The 25823-nt window shown below is 63.7% G+C and carries 22 protein-coding genes and 2 pseudogenes; 8 read left to right on the forward strand and 16 right to left on the reverse strand.

The genetic code is table 11. The features are described 5' to 3' along the window. Positions 1-11 precede the first annotated feature (11 nt). The 9 genes from tatC to UP09_RS31920 form a co-directional block, all read right to left on the reverse strand. Positions 12-818, reverse strand: coding sequence for a twin-arginine translocase subunit TatC (gene tatC / locus UP09_RS31880; protein WP_044542281.1), 807 nt, complete (start codon positions 816-818; stop codon positions 12-14). Then, positions 815-1339, reverse strand: coding sequence for a Sec-independent protein translocase protein TatB (gene tatB, locus UP09_RS31885; RefSeq protein ID WP_044542282.1), 525 nt, complete (start codon positions 1337-1339; stop codon positions 815-817). Before tatB ends, tatC begins: the two co-directional genes overlap by 4 nt. A gap of 160 nt (positions 1340-1499) precedes the next feature. Next, on the reverse strand, positions 1500-1733 hold the full coding sequence (locus UP09_RS31890) for a twin-arginine translocase TatA/TatE family subunit (protein ID WP_044542283.1): 234 nt from the start codon (positions 1731-1733) through the stop codon (positions 1500-1502). 147 nt (positions 1734-1880) lie between these two features. Beyond that, on the reverse strand, positions 1881-2714 hold the full coding sequence (gene scpB, locus UP09_RS31895; RefSeq protein WP_044542284.1) for an SMC-Scp complex subunit ScpB: 834 nt from the start codon (positions 2712-2714) through the stop codon (positions 1881-1883). 21 nt (positions 2715-2735) lie between these two features. Further along, positions 2736-3557 carry a segregation and condensation protein A gene (locus tag UP09_RS31900; protein WP_044542285.1) on the reverse strand — a complete coding sequence of 274 codons (822 nt, stop codon included), beginning with the start codon at positions 3555-3557 and terminating at the stop codon, positions 2736-2738. Continuing rightward, the gene (nagZ, locus tag UP09_RS31905) at positions 3554-4576 is read right to left on the reverse strand and encodes a beta-N-acetylhexosaminidase (protein WP_044542286.1); all 1023 of its coding nucleotides are present in this window, start codon (positions 4574-4576) and stop codon (positions 3554-3556) included. The genes UP09_RS31900 and nagZ overlap by 4 nt, the downstream gene beginning before the upstream one ends. 46 nt (positions 4577-4622) lie before the next feature. Then, positions 4623-5394, reverse strand: a 772-nt coding sequence (locus UP09_RS38650) for an SPOR domain-containing protein (protein ID WP_245302300.1), incomplete at its 5' end; no start/stop codon positions are given. Positions 5395-6218: 824 nt separating this feature from the next. Further along, positions 6219-8015: an arginine--tRNA ligase gene (argS, locus tag UP09_RS31915; protein ID WP_044542288.1), complete on the reverse strand. Its 1797-nt coding sequence runs from the start codon at positions 8013-8015 to the stop codon at positions 6219-6221. Between the two features lie 9 nt (positions 8016-8024). Next, on the reverse strand, positions 8025-9233 hold the full coding sequence (locus tag UP09_RS31920; RefSeq protein ID WP_156164873.1) for a deoxyguanosinetriphosphate triphosphohydrolase: 1209 nt from the start codon (positions 9231-9233) through the stop codon (positions 8025-8027). Positions 9234-9340: 107 nt separating this feature from the next. Between UP09_RS31920 and erpA the strand changes: the two genes are divergently transcribed. Together erpA and xth are read left to right on the forward strand one after the other, a co-directional pair. Then, complete coding sequence (gene erpA, locus UP09_RS31925; protein ID WP_044542290.1) at positions 9341-9670, forward strand: iron-sulfur cluster insertion protein ErpA; 330 nt, start codon at positions 9341-9343, stop codon at positions 9668-9670. A 105-nt stretch (positions 9671-9775) separates the two neighbouring features. Further along, positions 9776-10567, forward strand: a complete 792-nt coding sequence (xth, locus tag UP09_RS31930; protein ID WP_044542291.1) for an exodeoxyribonuclease III — start codon at positions 9776-9778, stop codon at positions 10565-10567. 5 nt (positions 10568-10572) lie between these two features. Here xth and UP09_RS31935 read toward each other — a convergent pair whose 3' ends face one another. Genes UP09_RS31935 through UP09_RS31945 form a run of 3 tightly spaced genes read right to left on the reverse strand, consistent with a single transcriptional unit; the run spans position 10573 to position 13621 of the window. Then, entirely contained in the window at positions 10573-11604 is a 1032-nt protein-coding gene (locus UP09_RS31935; protein ID WP_044542292.1) for an L-idonate 5-dehydrogenase, read from the reverse strand. 40 nt (positions 11605-11644) lie between these two features. Beyond that, positions 11645-12412, reverse strand: coding sequence for a glucose 1-dehydrogenase (locus UP09_RS31940; RefSeq protein ID WP_044542293.1), 768 nt, complete (start codon positions 12410-12412; stop codon positions 11645-11647). Between the two features lie 9 nt (positions 12413-12421). Further along, complete coding sequence (locus tag UP09_RS31945) at positions 12422-13621, reverse strand: mandelate racemase/muconate lactonizing enzyme family protein (protein WP_044542705.1); 1200 nt, start codon at positions 13619-13621, stop codon at positions 12422-12424. Between the two features lie 198 nt (positions 13622-13819). On the opposite strand from UP09_RS31945, the gene UP09_RS31950 reads away from it, so the two are divergent. Continuing rightward, the gene (locus UP09_RS31950; RefSeq protein WP_044542294.1) at positions 13820-14584 is read left to right on the forward strand and encodes a GntR family transcriptional regulator; all 765 of its coding nucleotides are present in this window, start codon (positions 13820-13822) and stop codon (positions 14582-14584) included. Between the two features lie 60 nt (positions 14585-14644). After that, on the forward strand, positions 14645-16012 hold the full coding sequence (locus tag UP09_RS31955) for an MFS transporter (protein ID WP_044542295.1): 1368 nt from the start codon (positions 14645-14647) through the stop codon (positions 16010-16012). A gap of 6 nt (positions 16013-16018) precedes the next feature. Here UP09_RS31955 and UP09_RS31960 read toward each other — a convergent pair whose 3' ends face one another. From UP09_RS31960 to UP09_RS38665, 3 genes and pseudogenes are all read right to left on the reverse strand, one after another. Next, a complete protein-coding gene (locus tag UP09_RS31960; protein ID WP_044542296.1) occupies positions 16019-16840 on the reverse strand; it encodes a tetratricopeptide repeat protein in 822 nt (273 codons plus the stop codon). After that, positions 16827-17435, reverse strand: a pseudogene (locus UP09_RS38660) (dihydroxy-acid dehydratase); the annotation flags it as partial. The gene UP09_RS31960 and the pseudogene UP09_RS38660, both read right to left, overlap by 14 nt. A 1-nt stretch (position 17436) precedes the next feature. Then, positions 17437-18555: pseudogene (locus tag UP09_RS38665) on the reverse strand (dihydroxy-acid dehydratase domain-containing protein); the annotation flags it as partial. Positions 18556-19626: 1071 nt separating this feature from the next. On the opposite strand from UP09_RS38665, the gene UP09_RS31970 reads away from it, so the two are divergent. From UP09_RS31970 to UP09_RS31990, 4 genes are all read left to right on the forward strand, one after another. Then, the gene (locus tag UP09_RS31970) at positions 19627-20415 is read left to right on the forward strand and encodes an ABC transporter substrate-binding protein (RefSeq protein WP_052833293.1); all 789 of its coding nucleotides are present in this window, start codon (positions 19627-19629) and stop codon (positions 20413-20415) included. 50 nt (positions 20416-20465) lie between these two features. After that, positions 20466-21473, forward strand: a complete 1008-nt coding sequence (locus tag UP09_RS31975; protein ID WP_044542298.1) for an asparaginase — start codon at positions 20466-20468, stop codon at positions 21471-21473. Between the two features lie 334 nt (positions 21474-21807). After that, positions 21808-21969 carry a hypothetical protein gene (locus tag UP09_RS37910; RefSeq protein ID WP_156164874.1) on the forward strand — a complete coding sequence of 54 codons (162 nt, stop codon included), beginning with the start codon at positions 21808-21810 and terminating at the stop codon, positions 21967-21969. Positions 21970-22436: 467 nt separating this feature from the next. Further along, on the forward strand, positions 22437-24671 hold the full coding sequence (locus UP09_RS31990; RefSeq protein WP_044542300.1) for a lytic transglycosylase domain-containing protein: 2235 nt from the start codon (positions 22437-22439) through the stop codon (positions 24669-24671). A gap of 144 nt (positions 24672-24815) precedes the next feature. Here the strand turns inward: UP09_RS31990 and UP09_RS31995 are convergent, their stop codons facing one another. Beyond that, positions 24816-25784: a tripartite tricarboxylate transporter substrate binding protein BugD gene (locus tag UP09_RS31995; RefSeq protein ID WP_044542301.1), complete on the reverse strand. Its 969-nt coding sequence runs from the start codon at positions 25782-25784 to the stop codon at positions 24816-24818. Positions 25785-25823 lie beyond the last annotated feature (39 nt).

Below are 25823 nucleotides of genomic sequence, written 5' to 3' on the forward strand. Positions count from 1 at the left end.
ACGGATAATCCCTATTCCGCGGGATCGGCCGCCGGCGGGGCGCCCGACGCGGCAGAAGCGGCGGCGGCCTTCTTCTCCACCATCCGCACCGCGATGATGGAGCCCTCGTAGAGCAAAAGCAGCGGGATCGCGAGCGAGGCCTGGCTCAGGACATCGGGCGGCGTCAGGACGGCGGCGATGATGAACGCGACGACGATGAAATAGCGCCGCTTCTCCTTGAGCATCTTCGAGGTGACGATGCCGATCCGCCCCAGTAGCGTCAGGATCACCGGAAGCTGGAACGCGATGCCGAAGGCGAAGATCAGCGACATCGTCAGGGACAGATATTCACCGACCTTGGGCAGCAGCTGGATTTGCGCGGTTTCTGCGCCGGCCGTCTGCTGCATGCCGAGCGAGAATCGAACCAGCATCGGCAGCACCACGAAATACACCAGCATCGAACCGAGCACGAAGAAGAACGGGGTCGCGATCAGATACGGCAAGAACGCGCCGCGCTCGTGCTTGTAGAGGCCGGGCGCCACGAACTTGTAGATCTGGGTCGCCACGATCGGAAACGAAATGAATCCGGCGCCGAACAGCGAAAGCTTCAATTTGGTGATGAAATATTCCAGCAGCGCCGTGTAGATGAACTTCGAATTCTCAGGTCCCGCCACCCAGACGAACGGCCAGACCAGGATGTTGTAGATCTGCGTTGCGAAGAAGAAGCAGAAGATGAAGGCCACGCCAAAGCCAAGCAGCGCCTTGATCAGCCGCGAGCGCAGCTCGATCAAATGATCCATCAAGGGGGCCTTGCTGGCCTCGATGTCTTCGGCGCTCATGACGCTCTCGCGTCCTTCAGCACTTCCGGCTGGGCGGGCGTGATCTCCTCAGGCGCCGATTGCGGCTGCGCTTCCTGGGTGATCGCGAGCGGTTCGCTGGTCGCAACGTGGGTCTCGGCCTCGACGAAGGTTTCCGGCGTCGGTGCGGCCGGTGTCGTGGGCGTGACCGGTGCATCGCTTGGCGATGTCACGGGTGCATCGATGGCGGACGCCACCTGCGCATCGACGGGCTTGTCGATCTGCAGGGAGTCAGTGACGTCCTTCTGCAGCGAAGTCATGATGTTGCCGCTGGTGAAGCCGGTGGCGGCTTCCTTGACCTCGTCGAAGCTCTTCTTGAGGTCGGCCATTTCGGCCTCGCGCATGGCCTCCTGGAACTGGCCCTGGAATTCGGAGGCCATCTTGCGGGCCTTGCCCATCCATTGCCCGACCATGCGCAGCACGCCGGGCAGTTCTTTCGGGCCGATGGCGATCAGCGCGACGACCGCGATGACAACCAGTTCACTCCACCCGATATCGAACATGAAATCTTCCGCTTAAAGCGCGCCACAATGACCCCAATCCTCCTAACAGGATTTGGGGCTGCCGACGCTTTTTCCCAATCGGCGTCCATAGCGCTTTCGAGCGACGGCGTCACCGTTCCGCACAAAGAAAGACGTCGAAATGGGCGTCAGTGCAACAGCCTCAGACGGCCTTGCTGCCGACATCCTGGCGCGCGGCCGACGGCGCGGCATTGTGATCGAGCGCCTTGGCGGGCTCGGACTTGTCGGCGACCTTGTCGTCGTCCTGCATGCCCTTTTTGAAGGCCTTGATGCCTTGGGCGACGTCACCCATGAGGTCCGAAATCTTGCCGCGCCCGAACAGCAGCAGGACCACTGCGATCACGACGATCCAGTGCCAAATGCTAAGCGAACCCATCCTGCAAACCTCCAGAAATGGCCGGCGAACCGACCTGAACTTTGTCGGAAGGTAGGCCCGCGGGGTGTCAAAAACAAGGACTTCAGCCGCGGCAAATCGCTGTCGCAGCTACGTAATATTGCTAGCCTTAACCGGGAATATTTCGGGCTATTCGCCCTTCTCCTCAGGCCCCGTGTCGCCACCCTCGTCGGCGCCGCTGGCTTCGGGCTCGGAGGCGTCCGGTGCGGAGGCTTCTGGCTCGAAGGCTTCTGGCTCGGAGGCCTCCGGTTCGACAGCTTCCGGTTCGGCCGCAGGCGCGAGCAGCAGTTCCAGCGTGTCGCCGGGCTCGAGCGGCTCCTCGTCCTCGCGCAGCGTCACATCGTCAGATGGCGAGGGAACGCTGAAGCCGGTCGGCAGACGCGAGTCGAGCAGTCCGGTGCCCTTCAACTCGTCGAGTCCCGGCAGGTCGCCGAGCGCCTCCAGGCTGAACTGCGACAGGAACCCGTCGGTGGTCCCGAATGTCAGCGGACGACCCGGCGTCTTGCGGCGGCCGCGCGGCCTGATCCAGCCGGTCTCCAGCAGCACGTCGATTGTTCCCTTCGACGTGATGACGCCGCGGATCTCCTCGATCTCGGCGCGGGTCACCGGCTGGTGGTAGGCGATGATCGCAAGCACCTCGATCGCGGCGCGCGACAGCTTGCGGGTCTCGGTGCTCTCCCGCGTCATCAGCCACGACAGATCGCCGGCGGTGCGGAACGTCCACTTGTTGGCAACGCGAACCAGATTGACACCACGCGGGGCGTATTCCGCCTGCAACTGCGCAAGCGCCACCTTGATGTCGACGCCGTCGGGCATCCGCTTGGCCAGCGTCGCCTGATCGATCGGCTCGGCCGAGGCGAACAGCAAGGCTTCCAGGAGCCGCAATTCTTCGGGACGCGCCATCGAATCCGCCGGAGCAACCTCCTCGGTCTCTTCTACGCGCTTTTCCGCCAGGCTTGCCATGGCTTGCTCTCCTTCTTCCACTTACTCAACCGAGAGATCCGGAGCAGCCATCGCGGCTTGCGCTGGACGCTTTCGGAAATAGATCGGCGCGAACGCCTGCTTCTGATTGATCTCCATCCCACCTTCGCGAACCAGCTCGAGGGCCGCGGCGAAGGTCGATGCGAAGACCGTCGCCTTCTGCGTGGGATCGGCGACGAATTTCAGCAAATACTCATCGAGGCAGCTCCAGTCCTCGGCGATGCCGACCAGCCGCTCCAGCGACGCGCGCGCCTCAGCCAGCGACCAAACGGTCCGCTTGGCCAGATGCACCGTGGTCAGAACGCGCGACTGGCGCTGCGTGGCATAGGCCGACAGCAGGTCGTACAGCGTCGCCGTGAATTTGGGATGGCGGATTTCCGCAATCGATTCCGGATTGCCGCGGGGGAAAATATCGCGCTGGAACTGCTGCCGGTTCATCAGCCGGTTCGCCGCCTCGCGGATCGCCTCCAGCCGGCGCAGCCGGTTGGCAAGCGCGGTCGCCATTTCCTCGGCGCTCGGCCCCTCCGCGCTCGGCGGTTCCGGCAGCAGCAGCCGCGACTTCAGGTACGCAAGCCACGCCGCCATGACCAGGTAGTCGGCCGCCAGTTCGAGGCGGATCTTGCGGGCGGCCTCGATGAACGAGAGATATTGATCGGCGAGCGCGAGGATCGAGATCTTTGACAGGTCGACCTTCTGCTGCCGCGCCAGCGTCAACAACAGGTCGAGCGGCCCCTCATATCCCTCGACGTCGACCACGAGCGACGGCTCGCCTTCCGCGAGATCGGCCGGCCGCCCGGTTTCGAACGATAGAATTTCAGCGGTCATGCCGTCCCTACCCGATCCATCAACGCATCCAGTTCCGCGCGTGCCGCCTGCCGGTCGAGCGGCTGCGGTGGCTTTCGCGCGGCCAGTGCCCGGTTGGCGCGCTCAAGCGCCGTGCCGGTCAATTCCGGCGTCTCGCGCACAACCTCGCGCATTTCGTCGATATTGCCGTTGCAGTGCAGGACCATGTCGCAACCGGCAGTAACGATGGCCCGGGTTCGCTCGGCGATCGATCCGGCCAACGCATTCATCGACACGTCATCACTCATCAACAAACCTTGGAACCCAATCACGCCGCGAATCACCTGCTCGATGATTGTCGCAGAAGTCGTCGCCGGTTGGGCGGGGTCCAGCGCGCTAAACACAACATGTGCGGTCATCGCCATCGGCAGGTCTGCAAGTGGTTGGAATGCGGCAAAATCGGTCAATTCCAGCTCGGATCTGGCCGTATCGACCGTCGGAAGCCGAAAATGACTGTCCGCCGTGGCCCTTCCATGACCGGGGATATGCTTGAGAACCGGAAGCACACCGCCCTGCTCCAGCCCCTCGGTGACGGCACGGCCGATGGCGGCGACCTTGCCCGGCTCGGTTCCGTAGGCCCGGTTCCCGATCACCGCATCGGCCCCGGCGATCGGAACGTCAGCCAAAGGCAGGCAATCGACGGTAATTCCGAGGTCGATCAGGTCGGCCGCGATCAGGCGGGAACTCAGCCTGGCCGCTGCCAGACCGAGCTTCGGATCGATGTCAAAGAGCTCGCTGAAGCTCGCGCCGGGCGGATAGACCGGCCAATGCGGCGGGCCCAGCCGCTGCACCCGACCACCTTCCTGGTCGATTAGGACCGGTGCATCGGCATCGCCAGTCGTATTCCTGAATTCTCGAACCAACGCAGCGACTTGCGCCGGGGTCTCGATGTTGCGCTTGAACAGGATAAAGCCCCATGGCCGCTCGGCGCGAAGGAATTCGCGTTCAGCGTCGGTGAGGACCAGTCCAGATACGCCCGTGATGAATGCGCGGTTCGCCATGCGGCCGATTAGGCCGCATGCGGTGCACGGGTCAAGGAAACGGCCGTTAATTCCGTTGGATTACGCACTGCGGCCCGCCGGCCGCCATCAAGCTCTTGCACAGTTGGGACGCTTCTTCCGAGGAAGCGAGCGGACCCGCAAGGGCGCGATAGAACACACCCTTCTCGCCGAGATCGACACGTTTCACCACCAGCGGCTGCGAGCCGAGCACGCTCCGATACTTGCCCTGCAGGGTCCGGTATGACGCTTGGGCATCGGCCTCGTTCCTCTGCGAGGACACCTGAACCAGATATCCGCCGCTGCTGACCGGGGCCGAAGCAGGCGTCGTCGACGCGATCCGGGTCGGCGGCGCGGCCGGAGCCGGATCAGGTTGAGCACCGGGAGCCAGCGACATCGGCGCATTGGCGCTCGCATTGGCCGAGGCCGGGTTGCCGCGCGAGACCGGAGGCTTTGCCCCGGGCTTGGCCGGCGCAGGGGCTGCGGCAGTCGCCGCCGGTGTGCCATCGGGCATATCGCCCTTGACCGACAGGGTTCGGATCTTGCGCGGCTCGCTGTTCGACAGCGCCCCGTTAGGTACGACCGGCGGGGGTGGCGCGGCCGGCGCAACGCTGGCGACCGGCGGCGGATTCGCATTCGCGTTCAGCGGCACGACACGGGGTCCGCCAGCCTTGGCGTTGACGTCAACAGGCGTTTCCTCGCGCGACACGATCTTCTCGGTGCCGTCACCCGCGGCCATCCGGTCCAGGGTCTTGGCCGGCGCATCGGCCGGGGCCGGGATCACCTTGGTCGGGGTGTTGTCGGCCTTGATGATCGGCGGGNCACTGCGGGGCGAGCCGACATAGGTGCGGTATGCGAACGCACCGCCGGTCCCGATCACCGCAAGCGCCAGCACCGCGGCAACCGTGATCAGGCCGCTCGAGCGCCTGCGCGGTTCGGGCTCGTCCTCGTAGCCCTGATAGGCATAGGGATCGTCAGGATAGGCCGGGTCGCGCTGGAGGTCCTGCTCGCCCGCTTCCAATTGGCCATACAACGCGTCGTCGTAGCGCGACGGATCGGCGTCGTGGTCGGCAGCCTGGTACTGCGGCTCTTCCTGATAGGTCTCAACCGGCTGATAGGTCTGGACCGGCTCGGGCGCCGACGGCACCTGCGGGGGCGCGTAGCGGTGCAAGGGATGCACAGCGCTCGGCTGATAATCCGGCTCAGGCTCTTCGTAGTCGATCTCTGGTGACGGCGGCGGGGCGGGCACGACAGCTTCCTGACGCGCGCGCTGCATCCAGGGCGGCGGGCCCGCGGGCGGCACATCTTCGTCTTCCACCGACGACTGAGAGGGCTGCGCCCGGACATTGGCGCGCGACTGCAGCGGGTGCGGCAGCGGCTTGTTGGCCGTGCCGAACGCGTCGGTCTGGCCGATCAGCCGGGCCAATTCGGCGAGCGGGTCGCTATCGGCCTTCGGCGCCGCATCGGGATGACCACGATCGTAGTCATCAGCGGCGGAAAAAGGTCGGTCCTGATATCGATCAGCCATCGTGTTGATGCATCCCCTTCGGGACAGCGCCAAATCGCCGGTACAGCCGGTACAAACGAATTGGCCCCTGCCAGATACCCCCACGAATCCCCACTCGTGAGAGCCAAATGCCCCTGCCTACCGCATCTCGGTTGGAGCCTGGACGCCTAGTACAGCTAAGCCCGATGCCAGAACCGAGACGACGCCCTGAACCATTGCCAGTCGCGCCCCCGTGATCTCTGCATCATTATTGATAATGAAGCGTAAATAGGGCAAATCGCGCCCCCTAGTCCAAAGCGCATGAAATTCGCTGGCTAAATCATACAGATAAAAAGCGATTCGGTGGGGCTCATGTGCGACCGCCGCCGCCTCGACCATCCGCGGATAGAGCGCCAGCTGCTTCAGGAGCTGGAGTTCGGCCGGGTCGGTCAGCCGGTCGACGGCCGCGTTCCGTAGGTAGACCAGCCGGGCATCGTCACCCTCGGGCAGATCCGGAACCGCCTCCTCCCGCGCGTTGCGGAAGATCGAATGGCCGCGGGCGTGGCCGTACTGGACGTAGAAGACGGCGTTGTCTTTGGACTGCTCGATCACCTTGGCGAGGTCGAAATCGAGCACCGCGTCGTTCTTGCGGAACAGCATCATGAACCTGACGGCGTCGGAACCGACTTCGTCGACGACCTCACGCAGCGTGACGAATTCGCCGGAGCGCTTCGACATCTTCACCGGCTCGCCATCGCGCAGCAGCTTCACGAGCTGGACGACCTTGACGTCGAGCGACGCCTTGCCTTCGCTCACCGCCTTCACCGCGGCCTGCATGCGCTTGATGTAGCCGCCGTGATCGGCGCCGAACACGTCGATCAGGTTGGTGAATCCGCGCTCGAACTTGTTCCTGTGGTTGGCAATGTCGGACGCGAAGTAGGTGTAGGAGCCGTCCGATTTGATCAGCGGACGATCGACGTCGTCGCCATAGGCAGTGGCGCGGAACAGCCACTGTTCGCGGTCCTCGTAATCCTCGACCGGCTTGCCCTTCGGCGGCGGCAGGCGGCCCTCGTAGATGTCGCCCTTGGCGCGCAGGAAATCGATGGTCTCGGCAACCTTGTTGTTGCCCGACGTGATCAGCGACCGTTCGGAGAAGAACACGTCGTGATGAATGTTGAGCGCGGCGAGATCGCCCTTGATCATCTCCATCATGTCGGCGATCGCCTTGTCGCGCACGATCGGCAGCCACGCGGCTTCCGGCATCGCCAGCAGCTTGTCGCCGTATTCCTTCGCCAGCGCTTCTCCGACCGGCTTCAGATAGTCGCCCGGATAGAGCCCTTCCGGAATTGCGCCGATGTCCTCGCCGAGCGCCTCGCGGTAACGCAGGAAAGCCGAGCGCGCGAGCACGTCAACCTGGGCGCCGGCGTCGTTGATGTAATATTCGCGGCAGACGTCGAAGCCGGCAAATTGCAACAGGCTGCACAGCGCGTCGCCGAACACGGCGCCACGGCAATGGCCGACATGCATCGGCCCGGTCGGATTGGCAGAGACGTATTCGACGTTGACCTTCTCATCCCTGCCGATACCGCTCTGCCCGTAGGCCGAACCGGCGGCCAGCACGGCGCGCAGCGCGTCGGCCCAGACCTGTGGCTTCAGCGTGAGATTGATGAAGCCGGGTCCGGCGACATCGACTGACGCCACCAGCGCGTCGGCGCGCAGCCGCTCCGCGATCTTGTCGGCGAGCTCGCGCGGCTTGGCCTTGGCATCCTTGGCAAGCACCATCGCGGCATTGGTCGCCATGTCGCCATGGCTGGGATCGCGCGGCGGCTCGACCACGACGCGGGCGAGATCGATGCCCGCCGGCCAGTTGTCCTCGGCGGCAACAGCGCCACAAACGGCGTGCACGCGCGCCAGCACGTCGGCGAAAAGATGTGATGAAGCAGTGGTATCGGCCATGGGGGGCGCCTAACGCAAATCCGGGGTCGAGTCAAAAAGCCTCTGGTGCTCGATCAGGGCGAAACGGTCGGTCATTCCAGCGATGAAATTGCCGATCCGCCTGCTCCGCGCGCCCTCGGTCTCCTGCCCGCTGCCCTCGATCCATTCGCCCGGCAGGTCGGCGGGCGATCGCCGGTAGCGTTCGAACAGGTCGCGCACCACCTGTTCCGCCTCCCCCATGACCTGCATCACCCTGACATGACGATACATCCGCCGGTACAGGAACGCCTTGATCGCCGCCTCCTGCTCGGCCACGTCAGGTGGAAACGCGATCAGCGGTGCGTGGTGATGGCGCACGTCGTGGGCGGACTGCGGCCGGGCGGCCTCAAGGCGCGTGCTCGCCTCGGCGAAGACAGCGCCGATGAAGTGGGAGATCAGCTCGCGCACCAGCTCGGCGCCCCGCCTGACCTCGTCGAGCCCAGGATAATGCCGGTCGATCTCGCCGATGATCTTGGCGGCCAGCGGCATCTCCTTGAGGTCGTCGACGGCGAACAGCCCGGCGCGCAACCCATCATCGATGTCATGGGCGTCATAAGCGATGTCGTCGGCGAAGGCCGCAACCTGCGCCTCGAGCGAGGCGTAGCTCCAGAGCTCCAAATCGTAGGTCCTGTTGTAGTCGGCAATCCCGACCGGAATGCCGGTTTCGACGTAGCGCCCGGCCGGCGCGCCGCTGCGCTCGGTCAGCGGACCGTTGTGCTTGACGATGCCCTCGAGCGATTCCCAGGTCAGGTTCAGCCCGCCGAATTCGGGATAGCGATGCTCCAGCGAGGTCACGACGCGCAGCGTCTGCGCGTTGTGGTCGAAGCCGCCATGGCCCTTCAGGCACTCGTCGAGCGCCCGCTCCCCGGCATGGCCGAACGGCGGATGGCCGAGGTCATGCGCCAGCGCCAGCGTCTCGGTCAGGTCCTCGTCGAGCCCAAGCTGCCGGGCCAGCGCGCGGGCAACCTGCGCCACCTCCAGCGAATGGGTCAGCCTGGTGCGGTAGTGATCGCCCTCGTGAAAGACGAAGACCTGAGTCTTGTGCTTGAGGCGGCGGAACGCGGTAGAATGGATCACCCGGTCGCAATCACGCCGGAACGGGCTCCGGGTCCGGCTTGGCGGCTCCGCGAACAGCCTGCCGCGGCTGCGATCAGGGTCGCAGGCATAAAGCGCGCGGGGGGCAGCCATTCCGACCGACACGGTATTTTAGTCCTTATCCATTTGATTCCATGGCCCGACGCACTTAACTATGTGGGGTGCGGGATACCAAGTGAATTGGGTATGACGCCTTCTACCGGAGACCGACCATGACCTCTGCCATCACCGTCAGCGAGCGGGCTGCCCGCCGCATCGGGCAAATCCTCAGCAAAGAGGGCGACGGCGCCAAGCTGCGCATTTCGGTCGAGGGTGGCGGCTGCTCCGGTTTCCAATACAAATTCGACGTCGAGCGCACCCAGGCCGTTGATGACCTCGTGATCGAGCGCGACAACGCCGTGGTGCTTGTCGACCCCGCCTCGGTCCCGTTCCTCGCAGGCTCGGAAGTCGACTTTGTCGACGATTTGATCGGTGCCTCGTTCCGCGTCGTCAATCCGAACGCCACCGCCTCCTGCGGCTGCGGCACCAGCTTCTCGATCTAACTTTTTGCACGGATAGGGCCTGCTCCGTCGCGACCACCTCGCGCAGCTGCACCGCGCGTGGTAAGCCGCGCGTGAAATTTTGCGGCTTCGATCCGGGTCCTTCGCATGCGCATTGCTACATGGAACGTCAATTCGGTCCGGCAACGGCTCGAACATCTCGTGAGTTGGCTGAAGGAATGTTCTCCGGACATCGTCTGCCTGCAGGAGATCAAATGCGTCGACGAGGCGTTTCCCCGTCTCGAAATCGAAGCGCTCGGCTACAACGTCGTCACCCACGGCCAGAAGACCTTCAACGGCGTGGCGCTGCTGTCGAAATTGCCGTTCGACGAGACCAAATCGGGGCTGGCTGGTGACGACGAGGACGCCCACGCCAGATTCCTCGAGGGCGTCGTCACGCTGAAGCAGGGCGTGGTCCGGATCGCCTGCCTCTATCTGCCCAACGGCAACCCGGCGAATACCGATAAATATCCCTACAAACTCAAATGGATGTCGCGGCTTCTTGAATACTCGAAGGAGCGGCTTAAGACCGAGGAGCCGCTGATCCTAGCCGGCGACTTCAACGTGATCCCAGCCGCCCGCGACGTCTACAATCCGGCCGCCTGGACGGACGACGCGCTGTTCCGCCCCGCGACCCGGGAAGCCTTCCAGTCGCTGCTCGGCCTCGGACTGACCGACGCGCTGCGCGCGGTCAACGACGACCCCGGCCAGTACACCTTCTGGGATTATCAGGCCGGCGCCTGGCAGAAGAACTGGGGCATCCGGATCGATCACCTGCTGATGTCTCCGCAAGCCAGCGACCGGCTGATCGATGTCGGCATCGACAGCTATGTCCGCGCCTGGGAGAAGCCGTCCGACCACGTCCCGGTCTGGGCCGATCTGGATTTCGAGACGGCGTGATCCTGTTAGAAGGTCAGCTGGACCTTCATCGAGCGCGAGCGGTCACTGGCGAGTTCGAAGGCATCGACCGCCGATTCGAACGGAACTGACGCCGACACCAACGGCTTCAGGTCGACCAGCCCCTCGCCCATCAGCCGCAGCGCCAGCTCGAATTCAGGATCGAACCGGAAGGTGCCGCGGAGCTGCAGCTCCTTGGCGACGATGGTGTTGATCGGCAGCGTCATCTCACCGCCGAGCCCGACCTGGACGATGACACCGCCCGGCCGCAACAGGTCGAGCGCGGACCGCAGCGCTGCCTGATTGCCGGAGGCCTCGAACAGCACATCGAGCTGGCCCTTGCCGGCTTTGTAAGGGTCGAGCGCGGCAGCATCCGTGGCGCTGTTGATCGCCAAGGTCGCCCCGAGCTTGCGCGCGATCGCAAGCGGCGCCTCGGCGATATCGGTCGCAATGATCTCGGATGCTCCACCATAGCGCGCGACGACCACCATCAGCGCGCCGATCGGACCACAACCCGTCACCAGCACCCGCTTGCCGAGCAGGCTGCCGGCCTGATGTCCGGCGTGAAGGCAGACCGCGAACGGCTCGGCCATTGCCGCTTCCGCGAACGACAGACGGTCCGCGATCGGGTTCGCCTGTGAGCCGTCGACCGTCACGAACTCACGAAAGCCGCCCTGCACGTGGGGAAAGCGCATCGCACTGCCGAGGAAGCGCATGTCGGTGCATTGGTTACGCATGCCCTCGCGGCAATAGGAGCACTGCCCGCAAGGCAGGCTCGGATTGACCGCGACCCGCATGCCGGGACGGAGGTGGGAAACACCTGCGCCGATATCGGCGATCGTTCCGGAGATCTCGTGCCCCAGCGCCATCGGCTCTCGAATCCGCACCGTGCCGAAACCGCCGTGATAGTAGTAATGCAGGTCGGACCCGCAGATGCCGCCGGCCGCGATCTTGACGCGCACCTGATGCGGCGCCGGCGCGGGATTCTCGAAACTGTCGATCCGCAAATCGTGGGGAGCGTGGATGACGACGGCGCGCATGGGCTACTCTCTCGATTGATGTCCGGCCGGATTGTCGCGGTCACATCGCCGCGAGCATTCCGCCGTCGACATAGATGATCTGTCCGTTCACGTAACTGGAAGCCTCCGACGCCAGGAAGATGGCGGCGCCGACCAGTTCGTCCGGCTTGCCCCAGCGCTTGGCGGGGACGCGCGACATCAGCCAATTGTTGAACTCGGGATTCGACATCAGCGCCTCGTTCATGTCGGTCAGCATGTAGCCCGGCCCGATCGCATTGGCCTGGATGCCGCTCACCGCCCACTCGACCGCCATCGCACGCGTCAGGTTGCGGATGCCGCCTTTCGCCGCCGTGTAGGGGGCGATCGTCGGCCGCGCCAGTTCGCTGCCGAGCGATCCGATATTGATGATCTTGCCGCGCTTGCGCGGGATCATCCGCTTGGCCGCCTCGCGCCCGATCACGAAGGCGCTGGTCAGATTGGTCTCGATCACCTTGCGCCACTCATCGGTCGTGAATTCGACCAGCGGCTTGCGATGCTGGATACCGGCATTGTTGACGAGGATGTCGACCGCGATGCCCTCGCGGTCGAAACGTTCGAAGGCGCCGACGACCGCCGGCTCGTCGGTGACGTCGAAGGCTGCGCCCTCAGCCTTGTGTCCGGCGGCACGGAACTCGGCAACCGCTGTTTCGACCCGTGCGGGGTCGACGCCGTTGATGATCAGTCGCGCGCCGGCCGCAGCCATGCCCTCGGCAATGGCGCGACCGAGGCCGCGGGAGGAGCCGGTGACAAGCGCCGTGCGGCCGGAGAGATCGAACAAAGCGGTGCTCATTTAGAATCCTCAAGCGTTGGAACGGCGCACGGTCAGGTCGGAACGGTCGTAGACGGCCGGAAGCAGATCGACGCCGAGCCCTGGCCCTTCCATCGGGTAGACATAGCCATCCTTGATCACAGGCATGGTGGTGACAAGCTCGTTGTACCAGCCCCTGTAGAACGCGCGCACCGATTCCTGGATCAGGGTGTTCGGTTGGCTGAACGACATGTGGATCGCCGCGATGAAGCCGATCGGGCCGATGCAATCATGCGGCGCGAACGGCCGATGATACGTCTCGGCCATCGCCGCGATCTTGCGACCCTCGGTGAGGCCGCCGGTCCAGCAGAGGTCCGCCATCACCACATGCATGGCATCGCGGTCGAGCATGTCCTTGTAGGGGAAGCGCGAGCCGAGCGTCTCACTGGCGCAGACCCAAACGTCGGTCGAGCGCGCGTATTCGGCCAGCGCCTGCGGCGAGTTCATGCGGATCGGGTCCTCGTACCAGGTCGGCTTGTAGGGTTCGATCGCGCGCGCGATCTGCTTTGCGGCCGGCAGATTCCACAGCGAATGGAGTTCGACCATGATCTCCATTTTGTCGCCGACGGCCTTGCGGATCTTTTCGAACGGCTCGAGCGCCTGCTTCATCTGGGCGGCCGTGATGTAGAGGCCGTTGTTCTCCTGCGCGGGCGGATCGAACGGCCAAATCTTCATCGCCGAGATGCCACTCTCGAGCAGGCTTTCGGCGAGTGCGTCGGCGCGGGTCATGAATCCATCGAGGTCTTCGTATGGACCCGCCGCCTCGCCGAGGTTCCAGTTCGACACTGGACGGATGTTGGTGGAGCGGACATATTTGGTGCCGGCGCAGGTGTTGTAGATGCGCTGCTTGTCGCGGCAGAGACCACCGAGCATCTGGTGCACCGGCTGGCCGCAGACCTTTCCGAACAGATCCCACAGCGCGATGTCGATGGCCGATGCCGCGCGATACTCGACACCGGTCGACGACTGCGCCATCGGCAGATTGAGCATGTCGCGGTGGATCGCCTCGATGTGCAGCGGGTTGCGCCCGAGCAGCCGCCCGGCAAACGTATCGTGGATCTGCGCTTCGACCGCACCGGCGCCGTAGAAGGTCTCGCCGAGACCGATCAGTCCGGTGTCGGTGTGGACGCGGACCCAGATCACATTGGCGAACTCTTCCGTGCGCAACGTCTCGATCGAGGTGATCTTCATCGTGATGTCCTCCCGGGGCACCGCTTCGCGCGGGGCCATGTTCTTGATTGCGCAGATTCTTGATTGCAAGTGCGCCCCCTCTGGCGGACGCCCTTTGGCTCGATTGATACGACCGCTTGTAATATTTCACAACATGTTTTAAGTGACGATCAGCAGGATCGGTCCGCGCGATGAACGCAGGCCGGCGGGAGGAAGCAAATGGTACGGCGCAAACGCGCGCTTGAAGTTGTGCGTCCCGACGACCGGGACGCGACACAAGGCCGGCGCAACCGCATCAATTTTTTCGAGCTCGCCTATCAGCGGATCGAGGAACTGCTGGTCAATTGCGCGCTCAGGCCGGGCCACTCCCTCACCGTGCAGGACCTGCAGGACCTCACCGGCTTCGGCCGCACGCCGGTGCACCATGCCGTCAACACGCTGGCCGCCGACACGCTGATCATCATCCGCCCCCGCCACGGCCTGCAGATCGCGCCGATCGATCTGGCACGCGAGCGTATGCTGCTGGCGCTGCGGCGTGACATCGAGCGCTTCGTCATTCGGCTGGCCGCCGAGCGCGCCAGCCTCTCGCACCGTAATCAGGCGCTGCACATCGAGCGGGTGATGAAGGACAAGCGGGCGACGCTGACGCTCGACGAGTTCAATCATCTCGACCGCCGCATCGACAGCCTGATCCTGGGCGCCGCCGGCGAGCCGTTCCTCGCCCACACGCTGCGGCCGCTCCACACCATCTATCGCCGCATCGGCTTCATCCATCACCGCCACATGCCCGGACAGGCCGACATGTCCGGGACCATCGACAACCATCTCGCCATCCTCAATGCGGTCGCCAACCGCCGCGTCGATCGCGCGATGGCGGCGAGCGATGCGCTGATCGATTACATGGACACGATGTTCGACGGCATGGAAGCCGGCATCGATCCGCGGCTGCTCGATTGCAGCATCGAGCCGCTGCTCGGGGCGTAACAAATCACAGGACACTTGTTTACAGGACACTTGTTTAAAGAACACTTGGGAGCAACGGCGATGTCGACAATGGCAATTCCACAGCAGCAGGCGGCGATCAACGGCGCGGTCCGCCACCTCGTCACCAATTACAGCCCCAAGGGCAACAAGGTCGGCTGGCTGATGATGGCCTCGATCCTGGTCGAGGCCTGGGATCTCTACTCGATCGCCTTCGTGCTGATCTTCATCAAGGAGCAGTACAATCCGGATCCGCTGATGCTCGGGCTCGCCGCGGCCGGTACGCAAGGCGGCGCCCTGATCGGTGCGCTGATCGGCGGCTGGCTGTCCGACAAGATCGGCCGCCGCGTGATGTTCATCGCGACCATGATCATGTTCATCGTGCTGGCGCTGGCGCAGGCCTTCGTGCCCAACGTGACCTGGCTGATCGTGATCCGCTTCCTGCTCGGCATTCCGCTCGGCAGCGATATCTCGACCGGCTACACCTACATCATGGAATCCATGGCCAAGGGCGAGCGCGAGGTCATGGGCAATCGCTGGCAGTTCATGTTCGCGGTCGGCGAAGTCCTGACGATCGGCGTCATCATCCTGTTCCTGCTCGCCGACATCAACCACGAGACGCTGTGGCGCGTTACGCTCGGCCTCGGCGCCCTGCCCGCGCTGATCATCCTGATCATGCGCCATGACGTGCCGGAAACGGCGGTGTGGCTGGTGCAGCAGGGCCGTTTCCGCGAGGCCAAGCAGGTGGCGCGGCAGATGTACAACGACGATCTCGCAATGCTGCCCGACCAGGACGCAGTGGTGCCGAAGCCGCGCACGACCGCCTTCATCGCCGACCTGCGCAAGGATCCGATCCGCTGGCGCGCCACGATCTACGGCTGGATCGCCTGCTTCGCCCAGGCGAGCGAATTCTCCACCTTCGCGTTCTATTTGCCGGTGCTGTTCGCGATGGTCGGGGTCTCGACGATCCTCGGCAACAACCTCGTGACCATGGCGCTGTTCGCGTTCGCCGCGGTGTCCGGCTGGGTCGGGCCGCTGCTGACGCCGAAGATCGGCCACCGCGGCATCAGCATCGCCGGCTTTTCGATCGTGCTGGTGTCGCTGCTGGTCGCGGCGGGTGCGCTCTACACCGACCACAAATACGTCCTGCCGTTCGCCGCCGCCGCCATGCTGTGGGGCCACTATTGGGACGCCTCGAACTGCATGACGATCCCGACCATGGTCGCCAGGCCGCAGTACCGCGGCACCGCGTCGGGCTTTGCCTACATGTTCGTGAAGCTGCCGTCGTTCCTGGCGATCTTCCTGTTCCCGTCGCTGTTCGCCGCGATCGGCCAGGCCAACGCGACGCTGTTCGTCGCGATCTTCCCGCTGATCGGGCTGCTCGCCGCAATCTTCATCCTGCCGGAGGTCTACGGCTACGAGCAGGACTGACGGGGATTAGTCACGACGGCCCTGCACCCAGTGCTCGAGCATCTGCAGCGCCATGGCGCGGTCGTCCTCGGAGGCCTTGGCCATCGCGCGGTTGTAGCCGTCCTTGATCCAGGCCTCGTCGGCCGTGGCGCTGTCGCGCGCCAGGGCGAGCCACATCAGGCCGCGCGCCCGCTGCGGCGGCACGCGGTCGCCATTGAACAGCATCTGGCCGAGCAGTGCCTGCGCCTGATGCTGGCCCTTCTGCGCGGCGAGACCAAGCCAGCGGGCGCCGTAGCGGAAATCATCCCGCGAGGCGTCTGGCGTCTTCAGGTACAGCCTGGCCAAATCGTACTGGGCATCGGCGTTGCCGAAATAGGAGGCAGCGTAGGAGAACATCTCCCGCGCGCGTTCGGTGTCCGGCTTGATCTTGGAATTGGGAATGCCGCTCAGATAGTAGCGGCCGAGCGCCACGAAGGCATTGGCCACGATCGAGGCCTGCGGCGCCGACGGCGAGTCCTCGGCATGCGCGTTGGCGATCCGGCTGAAATATTCGAACGCGCGCATGTCGTCCTGGGCGACGCCGTCGCCCTCGGCGTACATCTTGCCGAGCTTCCACTGCGCCACGGGATGGCCGGCCTCGGCCAGCGACATGACGCTCGAATTTGGCAGATCCGTTGGCGTGACGGGGGTCGCGGCCCGCTTCAGGGCTGCGGTCCCCGGCTGCGGGGCAACCACGGGAAGAGCGGTGTCTTGCGGGTTGACCGGGGCTCCGTCGAATCCGAATCCGGGTCCTGCGACCGGAATGGCCGCCAACGCAAATGCCAATATGGTACGCTTAAACGTCCGCATAACACTGTTTCTCGTACGCGCCACCCGGATGGGTGACTGCACCATCCACCGCCGGCCCCACTTGCTCGGCGTATTTCCACAGCGCACCAGATGTATGGTTGGTCGCGCGAGGGGCCCATTTGGTCTTACGATTTGCGAGCTCGGCGTCGCTCAATTTTACGTTAAGAATGCCGACGTCAGCGTCGATCTCGATGATGTCACCGTCCTGCAACAGGGCGATCGGCCCGCCGATAGCCGCCTCGGGCCCAACATGGCCGATGCAGAAGCCGCGGGTGGCGCCGGAAAACCGGCCGTCAGTGATCAGCGCAATCTTGCCGCCCATGCCCTGCCCGGTCAGCGCCGCCGTGGTCGACAGCATCTCCCGCATGCCCGGACCACCCTTCGGCCCCTCATAGCGGATGACGATGACTTCGCCTTCCTTGTAGGTGCGATTCTTGACGGCCTCGAAGGCGTCTTCCTCACGGTCGAAGCACCGGGCCGGCCCGGTGAACTTCAGATTGGACATGCCCGCGACCTTCACGATCGCACCCTCCGGAGCGAGATTACCCTTCAGCCCGACAACGCCACCCGTAACGGTGATCGGCTTGTCGGCGGGNGGGCCGCACCACATCCTGGTGCGGATTCCATTTCACGCCTTTGAGGTTTTCAGCGATCGTTCGGCCCGTGACGGTTAAGCAATCCCCGTGCAGGTGGCCATTGTCGAGCAGCGTCTTCATCAACAGCGGAATGCCGCCAACCTCGAACATGTCTTTGGCAACATAACGGCCGCCCGGCTTCAAATCCGCGACGTAAGGAGTCTTTTTGAAGATTTCCGCAACGTCGAACAAATTGAACTTGATTCCGCACTCATGCGCGATCGCCGGTAGGTGCAGTGCAGCATTGGTCGAACCACCTGAGGCTGCAACGACCGCGGCCGCATTCTCCAGGGATTTCAACGTGACGATGTCGCGCGGCCGGATGTTTTTCGCGATCAGCTCCATCACCTTCTCGCCGGCGGCGGTGCAGAAGGCGTCACGGATCTCGTAAGGCGCCGGAGCCCCGGCAGAATACGGGAGTGCGAGCCCGATCGCCTCGGAGACGGTCGCCATGGTGTTGGCGGTGAACTGGGCGCCGCAGGCGCCGGCCGAGGGGCACGCCACCCGCTCGATTTCGTCCAGGTCCGCGTCCGACATTTCGCCGACCGAGTGCTTGCCGACCGCTTCGAACATGTCCTGCACGGTGACCGGCTGTCCGCGGAAATTGCCGGGCAGGATCGAGCCGCCATAGATGAAGATCGAGGGCACGTTGAGCCGGACCATGGCCATCATCATGCCCGGCAGCGACTTGTCGCAGCCGGCGAGCCCGACCAGCGCGTCGTAGGCGTGGCCCCGGATCGTCAGCTCGACCGAGTCGGCGATGCATTCGCGGGACGGCAGCGACGAGCGCATGCCATCATGGCCCATGGCGATGCCGTCGGTGACGGTGATGGTGCAGAATTCGCGCGGCGTGCCGCCGGCCGAGGCGACGCCCTTCTTCACCGCCTGCGCCTGGCGCATTAACGAGATGTTGCAGGGGGCGGCTTCATTCCAGCATGAAGCAACGCCGACAAATGGTTGATGAATCTGGGTTGTCGTCAGCCCCATCGCATAGAGATAGGAGCGATGCGGCGCGCGTTCGGGCCCCTCCGTCACGTGACGGCTCGGCAGCCTGCCCTTGATGTTCGTCTTGGCGTCCATCGCAACCCTGCCCCAGCTGTCTCTCTCCCTCAACGTCCGGAGGCCTCAAAGGTCTCCCGTCGTCGCGAGCGCTGGCTCATTCAGATTTATGAACATGGTTTCATGGAGGGGTGTGGCTAAAAAGCGGCGCGAGTGCGAACCGGCTGCTCATAAGGTTAAATGTTCAGGAACTGTTGCGATAACGCAACAATCGTGGCCGCAGTGCAACCATCTATTATCGGTCCTTATGGGAACCTGACGGAACCCCGACCGAGACAGACAATAAATTGCAATCTCGCGACGGAACTCGCCCGAGTTGTGAGATCGATGGTGCCCTCTCTTTGACCAGAGGGCGCAGGGAAAGCCGGGTGCCGATCGCACCCATGGGCCCGGTGCAACAAAAAGCACCGGGGTAGGACCACAGGTGTAACCGGGAACGCCGGCTTTCCCTGCGCGATGGGTTACGGCTTATACGTGCTCTCCCCGGCGAGACTAGGCTTGCTTGTCACCGTCGTCCGCGAGAGACCTTCGCCTCTTGCGGACAAGACACCTACCACTGGGGCGTCAGGCCTGCACGACTTCACCGTCCGCGTCATGCGCACTCGTCTGTTGCGCAATCCGCGTCCACCGCATCCCACCGCGCGTTCGTGACGTGCGCACGCCCCTCAATCGGGTGGGACGCGCATATCTATACACTGAGTTGCCCTTCTGATAAAGCGAAATATTTTTGCCGTGAGACCTTGCGCCGTCGGGCAACTCAGCGCTAACGGCCCGACCGCGGACCGCGCCACATCCCGCGTCTCATTGCAGGGCGCGGTCTAACAACGCGGTTGGAGAGATAGCGACGCAAACCGCTGTGAAGCTCGGCTGTGGGTACAACAAGACGGCAGTATTCAAAGAAGAAATGGTCCCGCTGAAATCAGCATAGCGGCGACGATTGTTTTTGTAAGCACGGCGTCCCATGGTCGAGCTGCGGGCGCGATGGACGTATCGACATCGATCCACGGATTGCAAATAGAGGATCAGAAGGAGAGAATTCCAGTGAGACATATATTCCTGCCGATCGTCGCGTCTATTCTCGTCACGTCGATCATGCCGGGAGCGAGTGCCCAACAACTTCCCGAGCGCATTCAAAAGGCAGGCAAGGTGATCGTAGCCAACCAGCCGATCTACCCGCCGATGGAATTCAAGGATCCCAAGACAAACCAATTCACCGGTTTTGATGTTGATCTGGCGAATGCCCTGGCCAAGCAACTCGGCATCGTCGTTGAATGGTCGGAGACCTCCTTCGAGCAGATGACCAACTCGCTGAAGAGCGGCCGCGTCGACATAATCCAAAGCGCCATGTCCGATCTCCCTTCCCGACGTGAGGCCTTCGATTTTCTCGACTATGTAAAATCGGGCCCCCAGTTCTTCACGCTGTTCGAGCGTCGAAATGAATTCCAATCGATGGACGATCTCTGTGGGAAAAAGCTCGGAATGAGCCGCGTGACCTCCTTTCCGGCGGAGACCGCGCGGTGGAGCAAGGTCAACTGCGAGGAAAAAGGCAAGCCGGCCATCACAATCCTCGGCACCGAAGGTTCGGCCGACGCGCGCAATCAGCTCAGACAGCACCGCGTTGATGCCGCAGTACAGGGAGTCGAGACACTCCCCTACCTGATGAAGCAAGAGCCAGACACCTACTTTCTGATTGGTCCGCCATTTGCGACCGTCTATCAGGGCATTGCGTTCGACAAGGCGCACACTCAGCTACGCGACGCATATGCGACCGCGCTTAAAACCCTCATCGACTCCGGGACGTACAAGTCGATCCTTGAAAAGTGGGACCTCGGTTCCAATGCCCTTGATGGAGTCTACATCAACGGCGAGCCGGTGAAGTAGCCGATCCATGATGGACAGCTGTCGATCTCCACTCCGGAAGCGTCACGTCAATGAATCAAACTTCTCGTCAAAGTGAGACAATTCGCATTCTGGTCGCAGGAACCGGAGGTACGATCGCCTCTTCAGGCGAAGGTGAGACGGATGTTCACAACTATAAGCTTGCTTTAACCGCACAGCAGATATTGGCCGCAGTGCCAAGCGTGACGTCGTTAGCCGACATTGAGTGCGCCCAAATCGTCAATACCGATAGCTTCCGAGTCGACAATGCGACGCTTTTGACGATCGGCCGCAAGGTTGCGGCGTTTCTCGAGCGGAAGGATATCGGAGGGATTGTCGTGACACACGGCACCGATACTCTCGAGGAAACTGCTTACTTTCTGCACTTGACGATGCGCACCGAGAAACCTGTCGTTGTGGTTGGCGCAATGCGGCCATCTACAGCGTTGAGCGCCGATGGCCCTCTCAACCTTTACAATGCTGTGCTCACAGCGGCGCATGGAACATCTCCAGGGAAAGGTGTCCTCGTGGTTGCCAACCACCGCGTCTTCTCCGCCAGGGACGTTTCCAAATCGCATACCAGCGCAATCGATGCCTTTCGTGCGCCCGAAGTTGGAATTCTCGGAGAGATATCTGGAGACTATCTCAGATACTTTCACGCCCCAGTTTGTCGTCACACCCTCATGTCTGAATTCGATATTTCCCGAATCCAAGCTCTTCCGCATGTCGACATTCTGTTTGATCACCAATCTGCGGGAAGCCACCTTTACCGCGCCGCAATCGAGGCCGGCGCGAAGGGAATAGTCGTTGCAGGCGTTGGCAATGGCAGCTTGTCGCCCGGCGCTCGTGAGGGGGCCGCAATGGCTTGGGAAGCCGGCGTCGCCTTCGTGCGTTCAAGCCGGACGGCTTCTGGCACAGTTGCACCGCTGCACACGGACGCAAGCCTCGGGATTTTGACGTCTGGTTCTCTTAACCCGCAAAAGGCGCGCATCGTCGCGATGCTTGCACTTGCGAGCAATATGACTCCGACCGGAATGCAAGAGGCATTGCTTCAGTACTGAGCGATTGCGCCAGGGACCGACCGGATTGCGGTGACAGTCATGGACTGCACCCCATAAGTGAGACACGGTAATTTCGGAGCAAGCGATCAAGCCGCTTCGCGCTCCCTCTCCGACAGAGCCTTCTCGATTTGACGTCTGACAGCCGTGGTCGGACGCCCTGCTCGCTCAAGCTGGCGAAGCCGGTTCCACAATCTGATGATGCCCCGGTCTTTCTCGGCGTCCATGGCGACCTCTCGGAAGGTCCGCAAAATGAACGAAACGAGAACAAAATGCAAGCCGCCCGAGTGAAGGCTTCGCGCCTGGAACCACACAAGGGCCTCAAGATTGGTGTTCCATGAAGATGGCCAAGGCGATTCGACGGCAGGCGCTGACCGCGGAGCGGGTCGCAGCGACGACGGCCGACACCATTGTCGCCGGCGAGATGCGCTCGCTCGCCGAGGCGTTCAGGAGTCAGGCCGACATCCTGAAACGAAAGAAAAAGACGAAGAAAAAATGAGCTTCACCGTGAAGGCAAGATCCAAGCAAGGAGACATCGTCCATCGCCGCAGCACCTCGGATGCAGCCCTTCGAAAAGCCAGGGAGCTAGCGAGGGCGCATTGCTATGACATCCACATCGTGACGCCGGAGGGACGCGATTACGCCGCGTCCGAGTTCGGGGATCTGCCACGGACGCCGCGCATGCCAGTCACAGCGCGACCTATTCAGAAGACCGTTTAATCGATTTTGGGCTCGCGTCGTGCGGGCCCCGGAGCGACGTAACCGAGCGAGCGCTCGGGCAGACGCACGATGGAACCTCGGATTCCCTGAGTTCCACACCCTGTGTTCTACATTTCGCCGCCTTTTCCCTGTTGAGTTGCGCCGCCTTAACGCTTGCGAATCAAGGGTGTGATAATCTGCGGCCCGTTGTGCCGCGTATGACGTGATCTGTTTGTGCCTGATGGTTTCGCAGGGGGGGACCAGGGAATGAACCGTAGCCTACGTCTGCTGGCGTGCTTTGCCACTGTCGCCGCGCTCGCTTTGCTTCCGGTCCAGGCGGCCGCGAAGTCGCATCGCCTCGCTAAGGACCATGTCAAGGCCGCGCATGCGGCGGACAGCAAGGCGCATGGCGCCAAAGCGACGCGCGAGGCAGCATCTGGAAAGCGCCGGCATGCCAGGCGCGGCGCCGACGAGCACAAGTCCGCGAAGGCCAAATCGACCGAATCCAAATCAGCGGACTCCAGTAAGCATCCCGCAGCAGACGAGGCCTCCGGCCCGCAACTCACCGGCGATCTCGCCACGGTGAGGGATGCGATCCTCGCCGTACGCAGGGGCAAGACCAGCGACGCGACCGATATCCAAAACAAGATCACCGACCCGGTCGGCCGCAAGCTCGTCGAATGGTACCTGCTGCGCCACTCCGAGTCGGAGGCGAATTTCAGTCGCTTTGCCGCGTTCATATCAGCCAATCCGGACTGGCCGAGCATCACGCAGTTGCGCCGGCGGGCCGAGGCACGACTGTGGCAGGAGCGCAGCGACGCCGCCACGGTGCACGGCTTCACCCTCGATCAGCCGCTCAGTGCCAAGGGCAAGTTCGCGCTCGCCCGCGCGCTGCTCACCGAGGGCGACCGCGACGGCGCCACGCGGCTGGTGCGCGACGCCTGGCAATCGGAGGAACTGTCCGATCGCACCGAGAGCGACGCCTATGATGCGTTCAAGGACCTGCTGACCCGCGACGATCATCGCGCACGGATGGACAAGCGGATCGGCGCCAAGGACCTCGCCGGTGCCCGGCGCGCCGCCAAGCTGCTCGGCAGCGACGGGCTGGCGATCGTGAAAGCCTGCGGCGCGGTCCGCGGGCAATCGAACAAGGCGCAGGACGCGCTCGGCGATGTCCCGGCCGACGCGCGCGGCGATCTCGGCTACACGCTCTGCCGTATCCAGGGGCTGATGGCGCAGAACAAGATCGACGACGCGGCCCGCGTGACTATCGCCGCCGCCCCGGAGACGATGGCGCAGCAGGACACGGACGCGTGGTGGCGCGAGCGGCGCCTGCTGGCGCGCAAGCTGCTCGACCAGGGCAAGGTCCAAGCCGCCTATGACGTGGTCCGCCCGGCGGCGCTGCCGGACAATCCGTATTACCGCTCCGACCTGCATTTCATGAGCGGCTGGATCGCGCTGCGCTATCTCGACGACGCCAAGACAGCGGCGGCGCATTTCGCGCGGATCGACGAAGGCCAGAGCAATCCGACCGTGCTGGCACGCGCCGCCTATTGGCGCGGCCGCGCCGCCGAGGCGCTCGGCAACACCGTGGGGATGCGGGCCGATTACGAGGCCGCCGCACGCTATCCGACCGCCTATTACGGTCAGCTGGCGCTGGCAAAGCTGGGGCGTGACGGCGTCGACCTGCACGCGCCCTCTCCGGCCGCAATCGCCGGCAATGGGGCGGCGGACGAGCGGGTGCGCGCCGCCGACATGCTCTATGCGATCGGCGAGCCCGACGTCGTGCTCTATTTCGCCGCCGACCTCGCCGAGGAGAGTTCCGATGTCGCCATGCTGGAAGCGCTCGGCGAGCTCACCGGCCGCCACAACGACGCCCGCGCCATGCTGCAGATCGGCAAGATCGCGCTGGCGCGCGGCTTTGCGTTCGACCACTACGCCTTCCCGGTCATCGGCATCCCCAGGCACTCACCGATCGCCCCCGATATCGGGCGCAGCATGACCTATTCGATCGTGCGCACCGAAAGCGCGTTCGACCAGCGCGACAAATCATCCGCCAATGCGGTCGGCCTGATGCAGGTGACGCCCGAGGCCGGACGCGACACGGCGAAGCGTTTCGGTGTCAGTTACGACTGGGACAAGATGGTCTCCGATCCCGTCTACAACACCCAGATGGGCGCGGCCGAGCTCAGCGCGCTGCTATCAGAATATCGCGGCTGCCACATCATGACCTTCGCCGGCTACAACGCCGGCCGCGGCCGCGTCCGCGACTGGATCAAGGCCTATGGCGACCCGCGCGATCCCAAGGTCGATCCGGTCGACTGGGTGGAACGGATCCCGCTGTCCGAGACCCGCAACTACGTGCAGCGCGTGATGGAGAATTTCACGGTCTACCGCGCGCGGTTCGAAGGCAGCGACACTGCGCTGGTGGCGAAGAACGGCGAGCGTGTCGTGACGCAGGAGACGAATGCGGCGCCAATGGTAACGCTGCCGTCGCAGTAAGCGATGTCGCAGCGAGATAGGCTGTCGTCCCGGCGAAGGCCGGGACCCATAACCACCGATGGTTGTTGGTAGAAAGTCGTGGGCCGCGTGCCCTTTACGACGGCCGCGGCATATGGGTCCCGGCCTTCGCCGGGACGACGCCAATCAATCCACCTTCACGTTCGCGGCCTTGATCATCGGCCACCACTTTGCGATCTCGGCCTTCTGCCAGACCCCGAGCGCTTCCGGCGTGAGCTGGTCCTTCGGCGGCATCTGCAAGCCCAAATTTTCGAGCTGCTTGATCACGGCCGGATCGTTCAGCGCCGCGACCGCCGCCGCGTTGAGCTTGGCCACGATCTCCTTCGGCGTGCCCTTCGGCACCCAGAGGCCCGACCAGAGCGTCATGTGGAAGCCCGGCAGGCCGGCTTCGTCAACGGTCGGGATCTCAGGGGCGTTCTCGACACGTTTGGAATCGGTGACCGCATAGGCGCGGATGTTGCCGCCGCGGACCTGGTTGATCGAGTTCGAAGTCTGGTCGACGATGATGTCGATCTGGCCCGCGACGAGATCGTTCAGCGCGGGACCAGTGCCGCGATACGGCACGTATTGCAGCTTGATGCCGGAGACGCTCTCGAAATAGAGCCCGGCAATGTGGCTGCCCGATCCGGCACCGGCGGTGCCCGCGGTCGGCGGCGACGGGCGCGACTTCAACCAGTCCAAAAGCTCCTTCAGCGATTTCGCCGGCACGGCGTTCTTGCTGACGATGATCATCGGATTGCTCGGCAGCAGCACCACCGGCTCGAGATCGTCGACCAAATCGTAGCCGAGCTTGTAAATCGCGCCGTTGGCGACATGGGTGCCGAGATGACCGAACGAGATGGTGTAGCCATCAGGCGCCGCGCGCACCGCGCGGCCGACGCCGAGCGAGCCGCCGGCGCCCGTGACATTCTCGATCAGCAGCACCTCGCCGAGCGACTGCTTCATGCGCTCGCCGAGAACCCGCATCATCGCATCCGACGGCCCGCCGGCGGAGAACGGCACGATGATGGTGATGGGATGCGAGGGGTAGGTTTCGGCCAACGCGATGCCGGTGAAGGCGAGCATCGCCAGCACGGCGAGAAACAGCTTCCGCATCACGTCCTCCCGAAACGATCTCACCCTCGTCATTGCGAG

It is taken from the genome of Bradyrhizobium sp. LTSP885, from assembly GCF_000938305.1.
Lineage (GTDB): Bacteria > Pseudomonadota > Alphaproteobacteria > Rhizobiales > Xanthobacteraceae > Bradyrhizobium.